The following is a 21066-nucleotide window of genomic DNA, read 5'->3' on the forward strand; positions in this document are numbered from 1 at the left end:
GAACCAAATATATAATTGCAGGAGGTGACAGCAATGGTCGGAATTCCGGTTCAGGAAGTAATGACGGACAGGTTCCAGAAGATCGACATCGACGCCCCGCTTTCTGAGGCAATAGGAATCTTCGAGAAGGAAGACCCCGACCTCATTCTGGTGTTTGATGGAAACCTGTACAAGGGTGTCCTCACCCAGGACCTAATCATTCGCTCCCACCTCAAGTGGGACCCGACGAAAGCTAAGGTTAGGGACGTTTACAAGCCGGCCCCTGTTATAAAGCCTGATGAAGACCTCAGCAAGGCCGCCAAGCTCATGATTGAGGTTGACCTTCGCTCCCTCCCCGTTGGGGAGAGCAAAGCTGAAATCATCGGCGTTATAAACGATATAGCCGTCCTTGAAAGGGTCGCCGAGACCGAGTTCGGTAAGAAGCTTGTTGAGGAGTTCATGACTAAGGACGTCATAACCCTCAAGCCCGACGACACCGTCGCCAAGGCCCTTGCGACCATGCGCGACCACGCCATATCAAGGATTCCTGTGGTCAACGACGAGGGCAGGCTTGAGGGCCTCGTAACCCTGCACGACCTCATCATAAGGTTCATCAAGCCCCGCTTCAAGGCCCAGTACGGCGAGGTCGCGGGTGAGAAGATACCGCCCTTCAGCATGCCGCTCCGCGACGTCATGATCAGGGGCGTCATAACCATACTGCCGGACGCGAAGGTCAGGGAAGCAGTGGCAACGATGAAGGACAACGACATAGACGGTCTCGTGGTCGTCAACGAAGACAACAAGGTCGTTGGAGTCCTCACGGTGAAGGACCTGCTCCTGCCGATTTCAAAGATGACCGAGAAGGAGGCGAAGTTCTACCTCCAGCTCGGCGGTGACGCTTCGATACTCAGCGACTTCACGAGGGAGAGGATAATCAGCGACATAAAGCGCTTCGTCGAGGGCTATGAAGACCTCCTGGGCCAGGAGGGCATAATCTACCTCTACATCAGGCGCTTCCCCGAGAAGTTCAGGGGGGTCCACCTCTACCAGGCAAGGATGAGGGTCGTCACCGACAGGGGCGTCTTCGTGGCGACGGGAGAGACCTGGGGTGCTATCCAGGCAGTCCACGACGCCCTCAGGGCCATCGAGAGGCAGCTCCTCCAGAAGGCAGAGCTTGAAAAAGACCTCAGGTACGCCAAAAGGTTTATGGAGAAGCTGGGTCTCAGCTGAACTCTCTGAACTCCCTCTCGATTATTTTTCTCTGCTTTTCGTTCAGGGTCTCGGGGTTCAGGACGAGTACCATTGTACCACCTTCTGCCAGAACCCGGTCCTTTATGTTCAGCAGGAATTTAACCGCCTTCTCAAAACCGTTCTCAAGCATCAGGTACTCAAAGGCCTCGATGTACACTGTCTTATACCCCTGGGCCAGTGCCTGGGCAATAAGGTCCGTAAGGATGTCTATTTTTGTTGGAGCCATCGCATAAATCTGGGGTCTTTCCTCCAGCTTGCCTTCTTTTGCTCTGGTAATCCAGAAGACCAAGGCTTCTGGGTTGAGCGAGCTCTTGAGGGTTCTGAGGTCTTCCCTTGTTATGACGACGGTTCCGGGCCTCGACCACAGGTCTCCGAGGACTTTAAAGGCCTCCTCCCTGGACGAGAAAAAGAAAACCCCCTTCTCCGCGGGGGGCTCTCCGTCCATGCTGGGGGGAACAACCGAGTAGAACACGAACTTAACCGCTCCAACAGCCGCCATGAACCGGGATATTGCCCCAAGGAAAAACCCTATGGGGGCAAACCAATCTACGAACCTCGTTACTGGATATGTAATGTTGAGGACACCGAGAAGCAATAGGCCCGCGGAGAACATCATCTCCACAACGCTCTTGTAAATGACGTGATGATATAAGACCAAGGCCAGGTACACGAGGGAGCCGCCAAAGACCAGTGAGGGCAGGAGTAACCGCTGGGTGGGAGTCTTGAGGACGTTAGTTGCCACGAGAAAAATCCACACATATACGATAACGGGTAAAAAAGACATATAGACCGTGTGCTTGAACGTTATCTGGCCGTATTTCAGGTGTAATGCTGCCAATATCGCCAGGACTCCAACGGCAAAATTTGGGATAATTGATGCGATGTCATAAACCTGTGGGGGAATAGTGATTCCAAAAGTTGATAAAATATAATTTTCAATATCAAGAGCTCCAATGAAAAGGGCGGCACTTAAGAAGACCCAGCCGTTTTCCTTGGTTTTGTATGCCTTGTAAGTGACCGCTATGAAGAGGACCCACCTCGAAATAAAGTTGAGGTAGGGTATGAGGTTGCTTCCCGGAATGCTCATTTCTCCATCACCAACTTCTCCTGCCTCACTACCACGAGGCTGTTTGGCGGGACGTTGCGGTCAAGGATAACACCCGGCCCTATAAAAGAGTTGCTCCCAATCTTCCTGCCCGGATAGATGCTGACGTTGATACCAACCTTTACGTTGTGCCCGATTATCGCCCCGAGCTTGTGTCTGCCGCTGTCCTCGAGCTTGCCCTTAACCTCGACCTTCACATTGCCCCTGTCGTGCCTTAAATTAGCGGTTATCGTCCCTGCACCGAGGTTGGTGTTCTCACCTATTATCGAGTCGCCAACGTAGTTGAGGTGGGGAGCGTTGCTATTGTCCATTATGATGGAGTTCTTGACTTCAACCGCGTTGCCGATGTGGCAGTTGTCGCCAATGCTCGTGTAGGGCCTTATGAAGCAGTTCGGCCCTATCCTGGAGTTCCTGCCAATCTTCACCGGCCCGATTATATATGCCCCGCCCCTCACAACAGTCCCCTCACCGATTTCAACCGGCGGGACTATCGTTGCTCCTTCCTCGACGGTGCCCCTTATCTCGTGCCTGAGCTTGTTCTTCAGCAGGTACTCGTTCAGCTCCAGCAGGTTCCAGGGCCTCCCGATGTCGTTCCAGTAGCCGTCGTAGGGAACGGCTATGACTTTCAGCCCGGAGTCAATCATCAGGTTTATTGTGTCGGTTATCTCATACTCGCCCCTCTCACTTACTCCCGTCTTCTCAATGAACTTAAAGACACTCGAGCGGAAGGCGTAGATGCCGAGGTTGGCGTAGCCGGCCACTTTTCCAGGCTTCTCCGCTATCCGCATGACCTTCGGCCCTTCAACCTCCACCTTGCCGAAGTGGCTCAGGTCATCGAAGTGCTTGACGACCATCGCGGCGTCGGCCCTCTCCCTCCTGAACGCCGAGACGAGTTCCTTGACGGCCTCTTCCTCAAAGTAGATGTCACCGTTGGCCACTATGAACTCGTCCTCCACGCTCTCCCTCGCGCTCTCTATGGCCTTCGCCGTTCCTTCACCCGGCAGCTGCTCGACGTAGGTCACAGGCTTGCCCCTAAACTCGTCTCCAATGGTGCCGATAATCTTCTCCTTCTGGTATCTGACCACAATCACGAACTCATCAACGAACGGATATAGGTTTTCCATAACGTACTCGATTATCGGCCTGTTGGCGACCTTAAGGACGACCTTCGGCCTGTCGTCCGTTAGCGGGCGCAGTCTTTCACCCTTTCCAGCGGCGAGGATTACACCCTTCAAACTATCACCTCCAGAGCAAAGACGATTATAGGCACAATTCCGAAAGCAGTAAGGGCGAGTCTGGCCCTTTTCTCAGCTAGGGACTCAAGGAGATAAATAAGCACAAGGCTCACAAAGAATGCAGAGGCAAAGGCAGTGAAGGGAATCCACACTGGGCCCTCCGGCTCCCAGCTTCCGAACTGAAGGAGACGTAGGATAAAGTACGCCGGCGCCACCATAAAGCTCCACTGGAGGGCCTTTCTGGCACTATAGCCTGGCAGGAGGAGTGCGAGGGTTATAGCGCCGGTTCTCGTGAGTGGGCCCAGGAGGGCAACACCCTGGAGGACTCCCGCTGAGAGTGAGTCAAGTATGCTCGGCTCTTCGGACAGCTTTCCGTCGAGTTCACGGATCGGGTTTCTCCTGGGGGTGGCCAGTGAAAGGAGGACTATGAGGGCACCAATAAGGGCGTTGACTGCCGAAGAGATTTTGGCTGAAAGGCCCCAGGAGAACTTGGAGAGGGGGAGCCCGATAAGGGCAGTAAACAGGGTCGCAAAGAAGACGTATTTGAGCTCTGCTTCATAGATTCCCTTCATAGCCTCGATGAGAAGCCTTGAAAACTTTTCTCTATAATGGAAGAAGACGGCGAAAGTTACACCCAAATAGGCTGGAACAAGGAATGATTGGTAGTTCCCAACGAGGACAGAAGCAACATCCCCCTCCGGGCTCAGGGGAAACCAGGACGTCAGCGCGAATATTAGCCCGGAGAGGAGTGCTTCAACCAGTGTGCCCATAGTTATCACAGCATTTATTTACGGCCCGGAAAAGATAAACTTTTCGAGGTGGGGGTGGTTTATGTGAAGGTCACCATACTGTATGAAAACCACTCGGGCTTCATAAAGGGCCTCTTGGGTGGGCACGGTTTTTCAGCACTTGTGGAAAGTAATGGCATAAAGGTGCTCGTCGATACTGGGACAGATGGAGGGGTTCTCCTCAACAATATGGAAGCCCTGGGAGTCGAACCCGACTCGATAGACTACCTCTTCATAACGCACGGCCACTACGACCACACCGGCGGCCTGAAGGCGCTCCTCGAAGCCCGCTCGAAACCGCTAAAGGTAATCGCCCACCCTGGAATCTTCCAGAGAAGAATCGCGCTGAAGCCCAAGAGGCGTGAAATAGGGATTCCCTTCACGAGAGAGGAGCTCGAGGGGCTGGGTGCCGAGTTTATCCTGGGGACGGATCCCTTTGAGTTCGCCAGAGGGTTCATGAGCTCCGGCGAGGTTGAGCGGGCCACATGGGACAGAGCTGTCGGATACCTCCCCGATGGGACGAAAGACCCCGTTAAAGACGACATTGCCCTGGTTGTAGACCTCGGCGATTCCGTTGCCGTGGTAACTGGCTGTGGGCATTCTGGCGTTATCAACATAGTAAGGCACGCCGAGAACGTTAGTGGAAAGCCGGTTAAGGTTCTGCTCGGGGGACTGCACCTCGCCGGTGCAAAGGAGGAGCTCCTTGAGGACGTGGCCAATAACATCAGCGCAAAGCTTTACGCCGGCCACTGCACGGGGCTTGAGAGCTTCGCCTACCTAAGGTGCAGGCTGGGAGAAAGAGTGGAGCCGCTGCACGTGGGGAAGGTGATAGAGCTTCAGGCTGTGTCTTTGTAGTTCGCTAAAAATGATAACTCACTCGGAATTCCTCAGCTTCAGTCATCGCCTGCTCATAGCCAGCTCGGATTAAATACCTTTTTAAATCCCATCTCCAACCTTTTCTCCGCGAGACGAAGGGAGGTGTGAGAATGAAGAACCCGTTTGAGAAGATGCCGACAGTCCTTACCGCTGATGAGCTCATCGATAAGGCCTTCAGAAGGGCCGAGAAGGCGGCCTCCGCCTACAACCCGCCGGGCGGGAAAGTGGCCAAGGCGAGGCAGAGGGAAGAGCTCCGTGTCAGAACGGTCTCCAACGTCGTCCGCGACAACCTGAGAAAGATACTCGACAGGACGCCAGGAGTTTCGACGCTTCCAAAGTTCTACCAGGAGCTCGTTGACACGCTCGTTGACAGAGACCAGTTCCACAAGTCCCTCGCGAGGGTCAACTGGGCTGTAAAGACCATCAGAAACCTTGAGCAGAGGCACGTCGAGAAGATACGCTTTGAGAGAGACCCCAAGGAGATAGCCAAGCTCAGGAGGGCCTTCTACGGCCGTGTTGCAGACATACTCCACGAGATTGACGACGACCTCCGCTACCTCAACCAGGCCAGAAACGTGCTGAAAGAACTCCCGGTGGTTGACCTGGAGCTCCCGACGGTGGTCATAGCGGGCCACCCCAACGTGGGCAAGAGCACCCTACTCAGGGCGCTGACCAATGCAAGGCCGGAGGTCGCGAGCTACCCCTTCACGACCAAGGGCATAAACGTCGGCCAGTTCGAGGAGCACTACCTCAAGTACCAGGTCATAGACACGCCGGGACTGCTTGACAGGCCACTCAGCGAGAGGAACGAGGTGGAGAAGCAGGCGATTTTAGCTCTGAAGCACCTTGGAGACGTCATCATCTACATCTTCGACCCGAGCGAGTACTGCGGCTTCCCAATTGAAGAGCAGATGCACCTCTTCGAGGAGATTTACAGCGAGTTCGGCGAGTTCCCGTTTATCGTGGCCATCAACAAAGTCGACATTGCAGAGGACGAGAAGGTCAGGACGGTTGAAGAGTTTGTTCGGGTAAAGGGGCTTGAGCCGGTTAAAATTTCGGCACTGACCGGGGAAGGCCTGGAAGAGCTCAAGAATAGGGTTATCGAAATCGTCGAGCCGAAAGCCAGGGAGCTCGCGAAAAAGATCATGGAGAAGGAGCTCTCAAAGTTCAGGGAGGGGCTCTAACTTTCTCCCTTCTTTCCGGCTCGGCACCGCAGTATGGGCAGAACTTAAGGTGGATGGGCTTTAGAGCACCACAGCTCTCGCACTTTTCTTTCAGCTCTGCACCGCAGTTGGGACAGTACAAGTAGTCGTCCTTTACGGGGAACCCGCAGTTGTAGCACCTGTCCTGGGCAATCCTCCTCTTGTAGACTCTTTCGGGCTTGAAGTACTCCTTTCTCAGGTAGTGGAGAGCCAGGAGTGTCGAGAACGCTCCGAAGAGACTAAGTCCGATAAGCTGAACCGTGCCCCATATCGCGGAGAGAAGAAGGTAGATGAGCAACAGCGACGAATACGCCACGAGAGAGGAGGTGTAGATGTTCTTGTATCTCCTGAGGAGCAGAAGCGACGCCATGAACAGTGGCACTGCAAACAAAAGCTTCAGCATGAGAACCTTGAGTTTGTATACCTCATAGGCCCTTCCGTACTCCTCGTTTGCCTTCTCCCTGAGCTCCTGGATTTGTGAGCTGATTTCTTCAAGCTTCTCGTGGGTCTGCTCATAGGCGCTTTTTGCCCCGAGGTACTGACGGTAGGCCGTTTCATAGGCCCCCTTCGCTTTCAGGTACTCAGTCTTCAGCTCCTCGGTAACGTTGCCGCTCTCAAGTGCGACCCTGTACTCTTCCCTTTTGAAAAGGTAAATCCTCTCCGCCTCGGTCAAATTGCTTTTGGTCTCTTGATACGCCTCGAAGAGCTGTCTGTCAAGCTCTCTTAGGCGACTTTGATTTTCAAGGAGTGCATTCACACCGTATTTTTCCTGATAATACTCATAGTTAGGCCGCTGGGGAATGTTCTCAAGCTCCCTCAGGAAGTTTATGCTCGCCAGAAGGAGAAACACAACAAACAGGCTCGCGAGAATTTTCTCGATGCGTGAATATTCCATCTGTCTACACCAAAACAAATAGGGCGCCAAAGTATAATAAGGCTTGCATAAAACTACGAAAAACTTCGGGAAAAGAAAGGAGTTCAGGCGTTCTCCTCCTTGAGGAGAACAGCGTTTACAACCCCGTCCTGGCCGGGCCTGCTGGTGACGACGGCCCTGCCGATTTCGGTCTCGATAATGGCACCCTTGGTGATTATGTTTCTCCTCGCGTACTGCCTGTTGGCCGGGTTCTCGACGACGTTGAGTATCTTGACCTTCTTGCCCTTTCCGCCGTCGAAGACGTTGGCGTAGAGGGCCTCGATGAGCCTGACCTTCCTGTTTCCGCCGTAGGTCCTGATTATCTTCCTCTTTTCCCTCTCCTCGGCGACTCTGGTGTTGGCGGGCTCCCTACCGAGCTCCCTCTTCCTCTTCTTCCTCGCGAGGACAATCCTTCCACCTGAGGGCTTTTTAAGTGACCTTCCCTGCCAGATAGCCATTTATCTCACCTCGATTAGCCTGATGAACCCATCGCCACTTTCGGGGGTTCGTTTATAAGCTTTTCTTAGGGACAACGCTTTTAAACGCTTCCGTCGTTACTAACTACGGTGGTGTTTATGGGAGCTCTTGATGCATTCTCCAAGGCCTTTTCACTCGTCGCCGAGAACAGGGGGGCGTACCTCCTCGTCCTCGTGGTGTTTCTGGCCCTCGCTATCCTCAATTCCGCTTTGTTCCCAGGGATTAGGGGAGGAGCCGTCCCGAGAGAGGAGATACTGCCGGACGTCGTTTTCGAAAAGCATGGAATGACTCACGAGTCCACAGATGAGCTGGTTCGCTACGTTGAGATTCGCCTTCTCTGGATACTCATTGTGGCCATTGTCCTCGCGTTTGTTGAGTACAGCATCGTCAGGACCTATTTCCTCTCGCTAGATGGTAAGGAGTACTCCATCTCTGAACTAATCGCAGAGGCCCTTCCCAAGATCCCTGTAATGATAATTGTAAACGTCCTTGCGTATCTAACCGGAATTTTGGTGGCATTGGTGCCGGCCCTTGTGATGATCGTGGGTGGACTAACACTGAATCCCTTCCTCGCGTTTTTCGGGCTTGTGCTGGTGCTCTTGGTGATTCCAATCCTTATAACGTACTACCCTCTTGTCGTGACCACGTATGTGGACACAGGGAACCTCGGGGCGTTCATCGAGGCCCTGGGCCTTGTCTTTAGGAGGCTCCCGAGCAGTCTGGGCTACGGGCTCCTGACAATCCTTCTTGCCTTTGGAGTCTCCATAGTCATGGCACCCCTTGTGCTCCCCTTCACGTTGAGCAGCGAGCCCAGTGTTCTCGTGATAAGTCTCTTGGAGGCACCGTTTGAGGCGTTTTTCGTGTGCTTCCTCCTGGCGGGAGGGGTTCTGCTCTACAAAGAATTCAAGGGGATTGAAGAAATTGAAGAAAGAACAGAAGAGCCCGTTTACTGATACCTTTTCTTTTTGGCCGCCTCGACCAGCCCCCTGAATACCGGCGCGGGCCTCATGGGCCTTGACTTGAACTCGGGGTGAAACTGGGTCGCTACAAAGTAGCTGTGGTCGGGCAGTTCAAGTATCTCCATCCTCCTCTCATCGTCGCCAGCTATTCCGCTGAAGACGAGGCCGGCCTCTTCGAACTTTTCAACGTAGTCCGGGTTCACCTCCCAGCGGTGCCTGTGCCTCTCGTAGACTACCTCCCTGCCATAGAGCCTCTTTGCTAGGGTGTTCGGCTTTATGTGAACCGGATACGCACCAAGTCTCATAGTCCCGCCGAGCCTGTCCAAATCTCTCTGCTCCGGCATCAGGTCAACGACCGGGTAGGGTGTCTGCGGGTCTATCTCCGTTGAGTGGGCACCCTTGAGCCCGAGGACGTTCCTGGCGAACTCGACAACGGTGAGCTGGAAGCCGAAACATATTCCGAGGAACGGGATGTCGTTCTCCCTCGCGTAGCGTATCGCCATAATCTTGCCCTCGCTTCCGCGCGCTCCGAAGCCCCCTGGGACGATTATGCCATCAACGCCCTCGAGGAGCTTGACGCCTTCCCTCTCGACGTCCTCGGCCTCTATCCACCTTATCTTCACCTTGACGTCGTTTGCCACGCTTGAGTGCTTTAAAGCTTCCTTGATGCTGAGGTATGAGTCGGCGAGCTTGACGTACTTTCCAACGACCGCGATTTCAACTTCCCTGTCAAGATTCTTGTACTTCTCGACCATCTCACGCCACTTCTCAAGGTCGGGCTCTCTCTCGGGAAGTCCAAGCCTCTTCACGAGGTACCTCGCGAGCCCCTCCTTTTCGAGCATTAAAGGCACTTCGTAGGTGTCCTCGACGTCGTAGGCGCTGATCACGGCCTCTTCCGGGACGTTGGTGAAGAGGCTTATCTTTCTCCTCGCGCTCTCCTCAAGGGGCTCCTCTGAGCGGGCGACTATGGCATCTGGCTGGATTCCGAGCGAGCGGAGCTCCTTGACGCTGTGCTGGGTCGGCTTGGTCTTCTGCTCACCCACCACTTTGAGCTTGGGCACGTAGGTCACGTGCACGAAGGCGACGTTCTCCCTGCCTTCTTCAAGCTGCATCTGCCTTGCTGCCTCAAGGAACGGCATTCCCTCGATGTCTCCAACGGTTCCACCGATTTCGACAATAACGACGTCGTAGTCCCTCGCGATTCTCCTGATGCGCTCCTTTATTTCGTTGGTGATGTGCGGGATGACCTGAACGGTCGCTCCAAGGTATTCGCCCTTCCTCTCTTTCTCGATGACGGAGGAATAGACCTTTCCTGTGGTTATGTTGTGGTCAAAGCTCAAACTCGTGTCGAGGAAGCGCTCGTAGTTGCCGAGGTCGAGGTCAACCTCACCGCCGTCGTCGAGAACGAAAACCTCTCCGTGCTGGTAGGGGTTCATGGTTCCCGCGTCGTAGTTGAGGTAGGGGTCAATCTTGATGTTCGTAGTCCTGAAGCCCCTCGCCTTCATGAGCATGCCGAGAGAAGCGCTGGTAATCCCTTTCCCAAGACCGCTAACAACACCACCCGTAACAAAGATAAACTTCGTCATGGTAAAACCTCCAGAGGTTATGTGGGGCTTTGATGGAAAGATGTTTAAAAAATTAACTCAAAGCTCGACCTCGACGCCGTCGTCCTCATCTTCCTGGAGCTCCCTTATCTCATAGACCTTCAGGGGGACTTTCTTCAGTGCTTTTCCAACGACGGCCTTGGCTATCCTCTCCGCGTGCTCTATCGTCTGGGCGTTGTAGACCTTGAGGGTAAGGTACATGCCGACCAGGCCGACGTTTCCGATCACGAAGGCGCTCTCGAAGTGCGCCCCGCAGACAGGACACTGGGAGTAGCCGAGCTCAACGCGGACGAAGTCGAGCTTCTCCCTGTTGAGCGCCTTTGTCACCTTGCTCACCGCCACGTTTATCGCGTCCTCGCTCGTCTCAACGTCCCGCACAATTATCGGGGCCTCCAGAACAACTAGGTAGTCTCCCATCCCTCTCACCTCACCCGAAGGCGAAGAGCCTGTCGTCTTCACCCTTAAACACACCGAGCCTCACACCGGCGTCTATGAACCCGTGCGCGTAGTTCAGGGCCGCGAAGGCCGTGACGTAGTCGCCTTTCTCGTAGTAGTACTTGGCGTCCTCAAAATAGCTCCTTGCCATAGTCAGGAAGTCCTTGGCGACTGCGTAGAGAAGGCTCTTCTCGTGGACGGCGACCTCAAGCCGCCTGAGTGCTTCTTCGGTGATTCTAAAATATTTCTGGAGCTTCTCATCGGTTACCTCGCGCCCCACAACTCTCGCCTCGGTCGTGGTTTGAAAGCCCTCTTATAAACCTTTACCCCGGAACTCTTAGAGGGCACTTTGACTAAGGCTTGGGAATGTTTTTGCGGAGTCGCCCTGGTGAAAACTACAGAAATCCACAACAGAAGGGTGTAAAGTCAGGAAAACCTACCATTTAATTGTGACAAATAGTTATACACACTATTATAAATGGTGCGTTATATGAGATCATACCAAAAATTAATTGTGGCAAAAGTATTATATACATCTCCTGTATATTATAGTTGAAATCTACTTGGGGGTAATAGAATGTCCAAAAGAAAATTGCCCACAATCGTCGTTAGCCTGGTTTTGATTCTTATGATAGTTAGCATAAGCGGATGCACAAGCGACACATCTTCAACAGAGGAAGCAAAAACTACTACAGAGACAACTTCAACACAAAGTCCAACACCGGCCGGGATATCTAATCCAGCAAAAGTTAGAGAGCCAGTAAGCGTTAAAATACGGAGTTACGACGATACCAAAACCGTCGAGGTGACTGTAGTAGATTACATCAGAGGAGAAAAAGCTAATGCAATGATAAAAGATGCTAACATGTTTAACGATGACCCTAAGCCAGGGCATGAGTACCTCTTAGTGAAAGTTCGAGTAAAATACACCGAGGGCAGCGAAACGCTAAGTGTGAATCCATTGGACTTTAGGGTAGTAATTGACGGGGCAATGCATGACTATGAATGGGTAGTTCTACCCGAGGAAACTCCCAAGTTAGATTCAGTTGATCTGCTTCCAGGTGGTAAGGTAGAAGGATGGTTGGCTTTTATGGTTCCGGAGAACCAAAAAGTACTCATAGCGTACCAAGAGAACATGTTCGATGATCCCCTTGCGTACATTGAAATACCCGAACGTTGATTGTTTGTTAGACTTGGACGAACTTTGTTTTTGTTATCTACATTTTTCTAAAAGGCCCATGAAAAGACTGTGAAAATACTGTCCACATGATAGACGAAAGCCTGATCCTGGCGTTGATGGATTTAACGCCATCTGACATTAACTCAGAATAGTCTTGGCAACCTCCAAAGCGAGTTTAACCTCAAACTTTCAAAATAGTTTCTAATCCCATTATTAGCGTCCAGCGGACGCCATTGGAGACTGAAACACTCATCAAAAATAAGCAAAAAGGTAAAGATTCACACCTAGCAATTTTGAAATAGTACCTACTATTTCCGCCAGCGCTTGCTTTGCAAGGGCTGTTATGAACCTTCACATTAATAGACCTATTGCATGTTAATTGAGACCGTTAAATCCGAGTCAAATCTACGTTACATACGAATTCAATCAAAATTAATTTGTAACCAAAAATAATATAACAAGTAGAATACAAAACAAATACGCCAATTGTTCCCATTGCCCATGAGGTGATAGCATGGGTAGGACTGGTGAAATGATATTAGGAATTTTAGGAGGAGTGTTTGGAATAGTTGCAGCGTTACTTGTGCTATTTATTGGGGGGATTGGAGAAGCATTGGAGGTTTCAGGCGCCGAGACAGTGACGGAACGTGGGCTGGGTGCGCTGTTTATGGGAGTTCTTGGTATAGTAGGGGGAGCAATAGTCGACAAAAACAATAAAGTGGCTGGGGCCCTAATGCTAATAAGTGCCGTAGTTGGGTTAATCTTGGTAAGCGGGTTTTGGGTCTTGTCATTTATCTTGTTACTTGTAGGTGGAATCTTAGCTTTGAAAAATACAAGCTAATTATGTTTTTCCGATTTTTAATTTTTAAATGGCAGAAGGTTCCAATGACAATTGAGGGCGCCAGGACTGACTCTCAAAGAAGTATTCTTGGAGAATTTTGGGTTTTTGGTGGGCCCGCGGGGATTCGAACCCCGGACCTCCACCTTGTAAGGGTGGCGTCATAACCATCTAGACCACGGGCCCGCCCAGAGTAAGGAAAAGGGGGGGAGGTTATAAAATTTTCGAAACTACTTCTCAACGCCCCTCCTCACTTTCACCGCCAGCCCGCTCTCGAAGGCCTTCAGCTCCTCGCCGTTGAGGAGTGTCTGTCCAGTCGCGAGAAGCTCGTCCTTCTCGTTCACGACCAAAACCTCGTCGTAGGGCCTTATCGCCGGGTCTGCATCAAGGACGAACTTGGCAAAGACGTTCTTTCCGCGCCTCGCGAAGGGCTCTGCATCTTCGTTGACTACAACGCGCATCCTCGGGAACGGCAGGATTTCGTGGAGTCTCTTTGCACCCTCGATGCCAAGGGTCAGCAGGCCGTCCTCCGCTCTGAAGGTCGCGAGGTGTTTACCTTTGGCCTTTATCTGCCTCGGCATGCCCGTCTTTCTCGAAAGCTCAACGAAAGCGTCCTTGAAGGCCTCGCCGGCGCCTTCTCCGAACTGGTACTCCGCGACGGCCATCACGTATTTCCTCGCCTCTCTCTTCTCCGGCTTCTCTATCGTGAAGTCCTCCTCGCCCTCGCTCTGGGCGAAGGGGTAGCTGAGGCTCAGGTACTTCGGAACCTCACCGAATATCGGGTGCTTCACTTTCTCGGGGAACTTCTGGGCGACGCGCTCGGCCCTCTCCTTGGCGCGGTAAACGATGGGCCAGCGCGTGGCTTCCTCGCTCACCTTGAAAAATGCTGATGCCTTTGTGACCGGCTCGTTCTTCTCCAAGTAGTCCCGGTACTCCAGCAGTCTCTTGTAGGCCGCGTAGAGCTTCGGGTGACTCCTTGCCCTCTCGTCAACGAGGCGCCAGAGTTCACCTTCCTTTATCGCCTGCTTCACGCGGTTCAGCTCCTCGCGGATTACCCAGAGGTTGTGGAGGGCGAGAAGCCTCGTCCTCTCCTCCTTCGGCATCTCACGGAGCTCCTGCGGGGTGTAGCGGGAGCAGACCGGACAGGAGCAGGGGAAGTACTCAAGCTCTTCGAGCCTCTTGGTGCCTTCAGGCGTTAGGTAGCGGTCGTCCTTGGCGTAGAGGGCGTAGCTGGCGGAGTCGAAGAGGTCTATTCCCATGGCCACGGCGAGGGCAAAAATCATCGGGTGTCCGGCGCCGAAGAGGTGGACGGGCCTGTCTGGCCTCAGGCCGAGTTTCGAGGCTATTACGACGTCCACAAGGTCTCTGTAGCGGTAGCTCTCCATGAGGGGGACAACCGCGCCGATTGGGTGGATTTCAAAGTTCATTTTGCTGAGCTCCCTCGCGGCGTATGTTCTCAGGTCTGGATACGTGGAGCCCTGCACGGCGGCGTTCATGGCAATGTTCTTGACTGCCGCCGCTTCCCTTGCCCTCTCCAGTGTTATTCTCAGGTCTTCCTCGGCCTTCTCCCTCGGCGCGTCCGGTGGGGTCGGTATGTCGAGGAACGTGCCGATGTCAACGCCGATTTTCTCCTGGAACTCGATTATCTCGCGGTTCGTGACCTCGACTTCTCCGTAGCGCATGAGCTGGAAGGAGCCGGAATCGACCTCTATGACGCCGTCGTAGTCGAGGAGCCTGTGAATTCCAAGCTCAAGGGCCTTTTCCCTCAGTTCAGGCGTCTTGTAGATGATGTAGGAGTTGGTTATTATCATTCTAAAGCCCATCTCCTTGAGCTCCTTCGGTGTCACGATGAGCTGTTTGGGGTTGATGACCGGCATTATCGCCGGAGTCTCTATCGTCTTTCCGTTAACGGTCAGCTTTCCTATCCTTCCGGCGGCGTCCCTCGCCTTTACCTCAAACCTGAACTCCATGTTCTCACCCCTTCGGAGTCCGAAACTTGCCCTTAAAAGCCTGCCGAGAAGAGTCTGACAAGGACAAACGCAAGGAGTCCAGAGAAGAAGGGGGCCCGAACCCAGCTCTTCACGATGTCCAGAAGGAGTTTTTTGTTTACATGCTCCCCCTTGTAGAGGCTCAGCCCGCTTATAGCCCCTACTATTGCCTGGCCCGAGCTGACAGGGAGCCCGAAGACGTTGGCAACGCTTACGGCTATCGAGGCCCCGAACTGACTGGCAAAAGCAGAGGTTGGGCCGAGAGGAGCAAGGTTCCTTCCGAGGGTCATCATCACCTCGTAGCTGAATGTGAGTGCCCCAAGTGCCGCAACGAGGGCTAGAACGGCGTTTGGGCCGGCAATCCCTCCGGCCTTCGCAAGGCCTGTGACATTGGAGACCTCATTCGCTCCTAGGTTGAAGGCCGAGAAAGCGGACGCCAGGAAGACCAGCCACTTCTGGGTAAGCTCGAGGCTTCTGAGGCACTTTATGCGCTTGAGCACAGGTTTGTAGAACTTGTATGTGGCTATGGCAAGGACTGAAGCAAACACAGGCGACACGAACCACGCTGAAACGATTTTCCCGACTGTCCACCAGTCAACAGAAAAACCGAGCGCGAGGGAAGAGCCAACGAGGGCGCCTATTATGGACTGGGTCGTTGATATCGGCTTCCCCCAGAGGCTTGCAAGTGTGACCGCCGAAGCGGAGCTGAATAAGACCAACGCTATTTCAGCGGGGGAGAGTCCCCTTGCGAGTGCTGTTATCGTTTCTGAGACGCCGGAGCCGCTTAACGTTGCCCCAAGGGTCGTGAAGACAGCTATTATGAGCACTGCCCTCCTAAACCCCACTATCCCGGAGCCGACTGCCGTTCCCACAGCCTTTGCACTGTCGTTTGCACCTATCGCCCATGCCATGAAGAACGCCGCCGCGATGACCCCAAGCATCTCCCCACCTCTCTATATTCTATATAGTCTATAGTGGGTGGTTTAAAAGGCTCTGCCCTTTAAAAGCATTTTGGTGCCTGAGCCAGGACGGGACAGAAAGAAGTCAAAAATTCGGGAAAAGTGCTGTGCTACAGTTTTTCCGTGAGGAGCCTAACGTAGCCGTACACGTGAAGCGAGAAGTAAAAGAGCGCCCAGAACCAGACCATCAGTGGGAAAATCAGGGCGTTCGAGAGCTTTCCGCCCTCGACAAGCGTTGGTACGAGCATCGTGATTGTCTCAAAAACCCACCAAAGGCCAAAGAGAGCAAAGTTCGAGGTTGTGAGTAGAATGAGGGGCACCGTGATGTCGAGGGCGGCTATAAAATCGCCGAGCAGGAGAAACCCCCAGTCCTTGGTGAAACCGCCCCCGAGGTTTTTCAAGTCCCCCAAGAACCAGCGCTTCCTCTGGCGCCAGAGAACGGCCAGGCTCTTCGGCATCTCCGTCCACACCCTCGCGTGGGGGGCGTAGACCACCCTTCCAAATCGCTTGACCGCCTTTGTGGTGGCGTAGTCCTCAACTATATCCTCGACGAAGCCGCCGATTCTCTCAAGGGCATCCCTGCGGAAGGCAGAGATAGGGCCAGGGGCAAGGCTGAGGTCTTCCAGCTCTTTGGCCCTGCGGAACATGGCTATCCTCAGGTGCTCCGCGTCCTGGGCTTTTTCGAGGAAAGACGAGCCGAGAACCCTTACCTGTCCACCAACGCCGAGAACATCATCGGAATAGAGGCGCCTCACCAGTTCCTTTACTGCAGTCGGTTCGAGGTAGCTGTCAGCGTCGGTGGTCACCACAACCTCACCAGAGGCCTTCGAGAGGCCGAAGTTGAGGGCCTTCGCCTTCCCGCCGTGTTCTTTTCTGTAAACCCTCAGCCGGGGGTCTTTCACAGATGACACAATCTCAAATGTGTCGTCACTGCTCCCGTCATCAACCACAATCACTTCAAAATCCGGGTAGTTCTGGCCGAGAGCAGACTCTATAGCTCGGAGGACTCTCCTTCCCTCGTTGTACGCGGGAATTATGATTGAGACCTTGGGTCTCCATTCCCTAACTCTGTAATTCCTGAACAGACCAATTATGTAATTAAGGAAGAAGTAGCCGTCCCAGATGAAAATGACTGCAAGCGCTGTGATAAACGGGATTGATGTGTTCATGGATTAAAAGGGCTTCTCAAGGGTTTTAATCTTTACTGCTTAGCGCGATGACGGGTTTTTTACTGAGCTTATACTTAACCACGTAGCGTCCGTGTTCAAAATCGTCCTCTTCTGCCTCCAGGACTTCAACGGGTTCAAGCCCAAGGCCGAAGCCCATGGCCTCCCACTTGATGTCATCGAAGTAGTCGTAGAGACCACAGGTTGCGCAGAACGAGCCTTCAAACTCTAGGATAACCTCATCACCTTCAAGCTTTAAAACCCTGGCCCGGGCCTCGCTCCCGTGGAGCCTGTTGAACTCCTCAAGCACCCTCTGGAGTTTCTCTTTCGCTTCCATTCTCCCACCGTTTTTAGTTCGTAAACCCCACTTAAAAAGTTTGCTTAACCAACCGAATGGTTTAAAAACCGGAAAGCATAACGGCCCCCGATGACGGAGCAGAGGATAAGGTGGGCAATAAGGGAGTACTCAGACGAGGAGATATTCTCAATCCTAAGCGAGCCGGTTAGGGAGTGGTTTAAGCGGAAGTTTGGGAGCTTCACGCCCCCACAGCGCTATGCCGTTATGGAGATTCACAAAGGCGAGAACGTTCTAATCTCTTCCCCAACAGGCTCTGGAAAGACTCTCTCGGCTTTTCTCTCCGCAATAAACGAGCTGATACTTCTCGGTAAGGAAGGCAAGCTTGAGGATAAAATCTACGTCCTGTACGTCTCCCCGTTGCGAGCGCTCAACAACGACATAAAGCGGAACCTCGAGGGCCCCTTGGCTGAAATCAAGGAGGTGGCAAAGGAGCTCGGGCACGATTTACCTGAAATCCGCGTCGGCATAAGGACGAGCGACACTTCAAGCTACGAGAAGAGCAAGATGGTGAAGAAACCACCCCACATTCTAATAACCACCCCCGAGAGCCTCGCCATCGCTCTGAACGCCCCCAAGTTCCGCGAGAGGCTGAAGACCGTCAAGTACCTCATAATCGACGAAGTCCACGCCCTTGCTGAAAACAAAAGAGGCTCGCACCTCGCGCTCAGCGTCGAGAGACTTCAAGAGATGGCCGAGAACAAGTTCGTGAGGATAGGTTTGAGCGCGACGATACACCCGCTCGAGGAGATAGCAAAGTTCGTCTTCGGCTTTGATGACGACGGGGAGCCGAGACCTGGCCTTATTGTTGACGTCAGCTTCGCCAAGCAGACGGAGATAAGGGTCGAGAGCGTCGTCGAGGACTTAATCTACACTCCAGCTGGGGCGCTGAGCGAGGCCCTATACAGGAGACTGGCCGAGCTTATCAGGGAGCACAGGACGACTCTCATCTTCACGAACACGAGGAGCGGTGCCGAGAGGGTAGCATATAACCTGAAAAAGCGCTACCCCGAGTTTGAAGGCCTTATAGAGGCACACCACTCAAGCCTATCGCGTGAGGTTCGGTTGGACGTCGAGGAGAAGCTGAAGAGGGGCGAACTCCGTGCGGTAATCAGCTCGACCAGCCTCGAGCTCGGGATTGACATCGGAACGATTGACCTGGTGGTTCTAATCGGCTCGCCAAAGAGCGTGAACCGCGCCCTGCAGAGGATTGGAAGGGCCGGCCACAGGCTCCATGAGGTCAGCAAGGGGGTTATTCTGGCCCTCGATAGAGATGACCTGGTCGAAGTTACCGTTTTGGCGCACAACGCGAGGAACAGACGACTCGACCGCGTCAGAATTCCAAGGAACCCGCTTGACGTCCTCGTCCAGCACCTCCTCGGAATGGCCCTCAACAAAGTTTGGGAGGTCGGAGAGGCCTACCGCGTCGTCAGAAGAGCGTATCCATTCCACGACCTGCCGTTCGAGGACTTCATGAACGTCCTCCGCTACTTGGCGGGTGAATATGCGGGCCTTGAGGAGCGGAAGGTCTACGCCAAGATATGGCTTGAGGACGGGAAGTTTGGAAAACGCGGGAAGATGACGAGGGCAATCTACTACATGAACGTCGGCACGATTCCGGACGAGGCGAAAATCCGAGTTTACACGATGGACAAGCAGATGATAGGAACCGTCGAGGAGGAGTTTGCGGAGAGGCTCATGCCCGGAGACATATTCGTTTTAGCCGGAAGGACGTACGAGTTCGTCAGGAGCAGGGGCAACAAGATATACGTCGTCCCGCGTGAGGGTGCTAAACCTACAATCCCCGCCTGGTTCTCGGAGATGCTCCCGCTAAGCTTCGATTTAGCACTCGACATCCAGCGCTTTAGGAGGGAAGTTAAGGGCCTCCTAAAGAGGAAGGACGTAGTTAAAAGGCTCATGAGGAAGTACGGGATAGACGAAAGGGCGGCGCGGGCGATTGTAGCATATTTCCGCGAGCAGGGGAGGTATTCCACCATTCCTGACGACGAGACGGTTCTTGTTGAATTCGTGCCCGGGGAAAAGAGAAACCGCTACTTCTTCCACACCCTCATAGGGAGGCGCGCGAACGACGCGCTCAGCAGGGCCTTCGCCTATCTCGTGAGCAAGAAAAAGAACTGCAACGTCGGGGTGGCGATAAACGACAACGGCTTCGCCCTCCTCCTTCCGCCAGAAGTTGAGCTGAGCGAGGAGGAAATGATGGAACTTTTCGAGGTTGATGACCTGAGGGAAACGTTAAAGCGGGCCCTCGACAACACGGAGCTTTTGAAGAGACGCTTCCGCCATGTCGCCAACCGCGGGTTGCTAATCCTGAGGCGCTACGTCGGGAGGAGCAAGAGACTCGGGAGACAGCAGGTCATGGCGGTTTCCCTCCTCAAGGTGCTCAAGGAAAACCACCCGGACTTTCCGCTCCTGAAGGAGGTCTACCGCGAGATTATGGAGGACAAGATGGACGTGGAAAGCGCGGAGCTGTTTCTGAGCTGGGTCAAGGAGGGGAAAATAAAAGTAGTCTTTGAGACCCACAGCGTCCCGAGCCCGTTCGCATTCAACCTTGAGGCGATAGGGTCAAGCGACGTCGTCCTGATGGAGGACAGGAGGGAGCTCATCAAGCAGCTCCACAGAAAAATAATTGGAATGATAGGAGAGACTTAGATAAGCTCCCTTTCAGTCCTTGTCAGCCTCTTTGCCCCGTTTTCCGTTATTACGATCGTGTCCTCTATCCTGACGCCGCCGAACTTGGGGAGGTAGATGCCCGGCTCGATCGTTACGACCATTCCCGGCTTGAGGACGGTCTCGTCGCTCTGGTTCACGCCGGGCCACTCGTGTATTTCAAGGCCGACGCCGTGTCCCGTCGAGTGGATGAAGTAGTCTCCGTAGCCGTACTCGGCTATTACGTCCCTCACGATGGTGTCGAGCTCCTTCGCGGTCATTCCGGGCCTCGCCATCTCAACGCCCTTCTTCTGGGCCTCAAGGACTGCTTGATAGATGTCCTTCTGCTTCTCGTTCGGGCTCCCGACCACGATGGTCCTCGTCGTGTCTGAGTTGTAGTGGTTGTAAAGGGCCCCCTCGTCTATGACGACGAGCTCTCCCCTCTCGATCCTCTTGTCGCTCGCGACTCCATGGGGCAGGGCGGAGCGCCACCCGCTGGCGATTATCGTGTCAAAGGCGGGCTTTTCGGCGCCTTTCATCTTCATGGCGTACTCCATCTTTGCCGCTATCTCCCTCTCGCGCTTTCCCTCGCTGATTTCCTCTATCGCGACGAGCATAGCCTGGTCTGCTATCTCACAGGCCTTCTGGATAACCTCAAGCTCCTCCTTTGTCTTGACCATTCTGAGTTCCTTGATTACCTCGTCCACCATGAAGAACTCCTCGGCGCCGAGCTTCTCGCGGTAGTTCTGGACTGTTGAGTAAGCTGTTCTTCCCTCGATTCCAAGCCTCTTCAGGTTGAACGGCTTGAGCTTCTCAAAGAGCTCCCCTCCACGTTTGAATGCCTCAACCGGGACGCGTGAGGTCTCTCTGGCTTCCTCATACTCAAGCTGGGGAACGAGGAAGAGCGCTTCGTCAGGCGTCACGAGGAGGTAACCGCCGAGAACGGGAGCGGAGCCCGTGAAGTAGTAGAGGTTTGGCTTGTGGGTTATTATCACACCGTCAAGCTCCTTTTCGGCTATGTATTCCCTGAGCTTTTCGATTCTCATGGTGACCACCGCTGGGAGTTGACCCAGGGAGATAAAACGGTTT

At 53.6% G+C, this 21066-nt stretch carries 20 protein-coding genes and 1 tRNA gene; 7 read left to right on the forward strand and 14 right to left on the reverse strand.

Annotated features, from left to right (window positions below; translation table 11 throughout):
- Nucleotides 1-33: 33 nt before the first annotated feature.
- The gene (locus TEU_RS07490) at nucleotides 34-1209 is read left to right on the forward strand and encodes a CBS domain-containing protein (RefSeq protein WP_050003188.1); all 1176 of its coding nucleotides are present in this window, start codon (nucleotides 34-36) and stop codon (nucleotides 1207-1209) included.
- Here the strand turns inward: TEU_RS07490 and TEU_RS07495 are convergent.
- The 3 genes from TEU_RS07495 to TEU_RS07505 are packed head-to-tail and all read right to left on the reverse strand — an operon-like array spanning nucleotide 1202 to nucleotide 4340.
- Nucleotides 1202-2317, reverse strand: coding sequence for a DUF835 domain-containing protein (locus tag TEU_RS07495; RefSeq protein ID WP_050003189.1), 1116 nt, complete (start codon nucleotides 2315-2317; stop codon nucleotides 1202-1204). The genes TEU_RS07490 and TEU_RS07495 overlap by 8 nt on opposite strands.
- Nucleotides 2314-3570, reverse strand: a complete 1257-nt coding sequence (gene glmU, locus TEU_RS07500) for a bifunctional sugar-1-phosphate nucleotidylyltransferase/acetyltransferase (protein ID WP_050003190.1) — start codon at nucleotides 3568-3570, stop codon at nucleotides 2314-2316. The genes TEU_RS07495 and glmU overlap by 4 nt, the downstream gene beginning before the upstream one ends.
- Nucleotides 3567-4340 (reverse strand): undecaprenyl-diphosphate phosphatase, encoded by a 774-nt coding sequence (locus TEU_RS07505; protein ID WP_050003191.1) that lies wholly within the window; start codon nucleotides 4338-4340, stop codon nucleotides 3567-3569. Before TEU_RS07505 ends, glmU begins: the two co-directional genes overlap by 4 nt.
- A gap of 63 nt (nucleotides 4341-4403) precedes the next feature.
- On the opposite strand from TEU_RS07505, the gene TEU_RS07510 reads away from it, so the two are divergent.
- Complete coding sequence (locus TEU_RS07510; protein ID WP_050003192.1) at nucleotides 4404-5213, forward strand: MBL fold metallo-hydrolase; 810 nt, start codon at nucleotides 4404-4406, stop codon at nucleotides 5211-5213.
- Nucleotides 5214-5344: 131 nt separating this feature from the next.
- Complete coding sequence (locus TEU_RS07515; protein WP_050003193.1) at nucleotides 5345-6418, forward strand: NOG1 family protein; 1074 nt, start codon at nucleotides 5345-5347, stop codon at nucleotides 6416-6418.
- On the opposite strand, the gene TEU_RS07520 is transcribed toward TEU_RS07515, so the two are convergent.
- On the reverse strand, nucleotides 6402-7331 hold the full coding sequence (locus tag TEU_RS07520; RefSeq protein WP_050003194.1) for a zinc ribbon domain-containing protein: 930 nt from the start codon (nucleotides 7329-7331) through the stop codon (nucleotides 6402-6404). The genes TEU_RS07515 and TEU_RS07520 overlap by 17 nt on opposite strands.
- Nucleotides 7332-7414: 83 nt before the next feature.
- On the reverse strand, nucleotides 7415-7807 hold the full coding sequence (locus TEU_RS07525; RefSeq protein ID WP_050003195.1) for a 30S ribosomal protein S8e: 393 nt from the start codon (nucleotides 7805-7807) through the stop codon (nucleotides 7415-7417).
- Between the two features lie 108 nt (nucleotides 7808-7915).
- Here TEU_RS07525 and TEU_RS07530 point away from each other — a divergent pair, with 108 nt between their 5' ends.
- Nucleotides 7916-8779, forward strand: a complete 864-nt coding sequence (locus TEU_RS07530) for a hypothetical protein (protein ID WP_144244835.1) — start codon at nucleotides 7916-7918, stop codon at nucleotides 8777-8779.
- Here TEU_RS07530 and pyrG read toward each other — a convergent pair.
- The 3 genes from pyrG to TEU_RS07545 are packed head-to-tail and all read right to left on the reverse strand — an operon-like array spanning nucleotide 8773 to nucleotide 11104.
- Complete coding sequence (pyrG, locus tag TEU_RS07535) at nucleotides 8773-10371, reverse strand: glutamine hydrolyzing CTP synthase (protein ID WP_050003197.1); 1599 nt, start codon at nucleotides 10369-10371, stop codon at nucleotides 8773-8775. The two genes, TEU_RS07530 and pyrG, sit on opposite strands and share 7 nt — an antisense overlap.
- A gap of 57 nt (nucleotides 10372-10428) precedes the next feature.
- Nucleotides 10429-10806, reverse strand: coding sequence for a DUF555 domain-containing protein (locus TEU_RS07540; protein ID WP_050003198.1), 378 nt, complete (start codon nucleotides 10804-10806; stop codon nucleotides 10429-10431).
- Between the two features lie 10 nt (nucleotides 10807-10816).
- Nucleotides 10817-11104: a DUF357 domain-containing protein gene (locus tag TEU_RS07545; protein WP_050003199.1), complete on the reverse strand. Its 288-nt coding sequence runs from the start codon at nucleotides 11102-11104 to the stop codon at nucleotides 10817-10819.
- A 297-nt stretch (nucleotides 11105-11401) separates the two neighbouring features.
- Here TEU_RS07545 and TEU_RS07550 point away from each other — a divergent pair, with 297 nt between their 5' ends.
- Both TEU_RS07550 and TEU_RS07555 read left to right on the forward strand, forming a co-directional pair.
- Nucleotides 11402-12004, forward strand: a complete 603-nt coding sequence (locus tag TEU_RS07550) for a DUF4352 domain-containing protein (RefSeq protein WP_050003200.1) — start codon at nucleotides 11402-11404, stop codon at nucleotides 12002-12004.
- Between the two features lie 514 nt (nucleotides 12005-12518).
- A complete protein-coding gene (locus TEU_RS07555) occupies nucleotides 12519-12845 on the forward strand; it encodes a DUF4064 domain-containing protein (RefSeq protein ID WP_050003201.1) in 327 nt (108 codons plus the stop codon).
- 106 nt (nucleotides 12846-12951) lie between these two features.
- On the opposite strand, the gene TEU_RS07560 is transcribed toward TEU_RS07555, so the two are convergent.
- The 5 genes from TEU_RS07560 to TEU_RS07580 all read right to left on the reverse strand — a co-directional run bounded on the left by TEU_RS07560 (nucleotide 12952) and on the right by TEU_RS07580 (nucleotide 17292).
- Nucleotides 12952-13028 (reverse strand) — tRNA-Val (locus tag TEU_RS07560).
- 44 nt (nucleotides 13029-13072) lie between these two features.
- Nucleotides 13073-14812: a tRNA guanosine(15) transglycosylase TgtA gene (gene tgtA, locus TEU_RS07565; protein ID WP_050003202.1), complete on the reverse strand. Its 1740-nt coding sequence runs from the start codon at nucleotides 14810-14812 to the stop codon at nucleotides 13073-13075.
- Between the two features lie 32 nt (nucleotides 14813-14844).
- Nucleotides 14845-15771, reverse strand: coding sequence for an inorganic phosphate transporter (locus TEU_RS07570; RefSeq protein ID WP_050003203.1), 927 nt, complete (start codon nucleotides 15769-15771; stop codon nucleotides 14845-14847).
- Between the two features lie 128 nt (nucleotides 15772-15899).
- Nucleotides 15900-16958 (reverse strand): glycosyltransferase, encoded by a 1059-nt coding sequence (locus TEU_RS07575; protein ID WP_050003204.1) that lies wholly within the window; start codon nucleotides 16956-16958, stop codon nucleotides 15900-15902.
- 25 nt (nucleotides 16959-16983) lie between these two features.
- Nucleotides 16984-17292, reverse strand: a complete 309-nt coding sequence (locus tag TEU_RS07580; protein ID WP_050003205.1) for a hypothetical protein — start codon at nucleotides 17290-17292, stop codon at nucleotides 16984-16986.
- A 90-nt stretch (nucleotides 17293-17382) separates the two neighbouring features.
- Between TEU_RS07580 and TEU_RS07585 the strand changes: the two genes are divergently transcribed.
- A complete protein-coding gene (locus TEU_RS07585; protein WP_050003206.1) occupies nucleotides 17383-19980 on the forward strand; it encodes an ATP-dependent helicase in 2598 nt (865 codons plus the stop codon).
- On the opposite strand, the gene pepQ is transcribed toward TEU_RS07585, so the two are convergent.
- Nucleotides 19977-21023: a Xaa-Pro dipeptidase PepQ gene (gene pepQ / locus TEU_RS07590; RefSeq protein ID WP_050003207.1), complete on the reverse strand. Its 1047-nt coding sequence runs from the start codon at nucleotides 21021-21023 to the stop codon at nucleotides 19977-19979. The two genes, TEU_RS07585 and pepQ, sit on opposite strands and share 4 nt — an antisense overlap.
- Nucleotides 21024-21066 lie beyond the last annotated feature (43 nt).

The organism is Thermococcus eurythermalis, from assembly GCF_000769655.1.
GTDB classification, from domain to species: Archaea; Methanobacteriota_B; Thermococci; order Thermococcales; family Thermococcaceae; genus Thermococcus; species Thermococcus eurythermalis.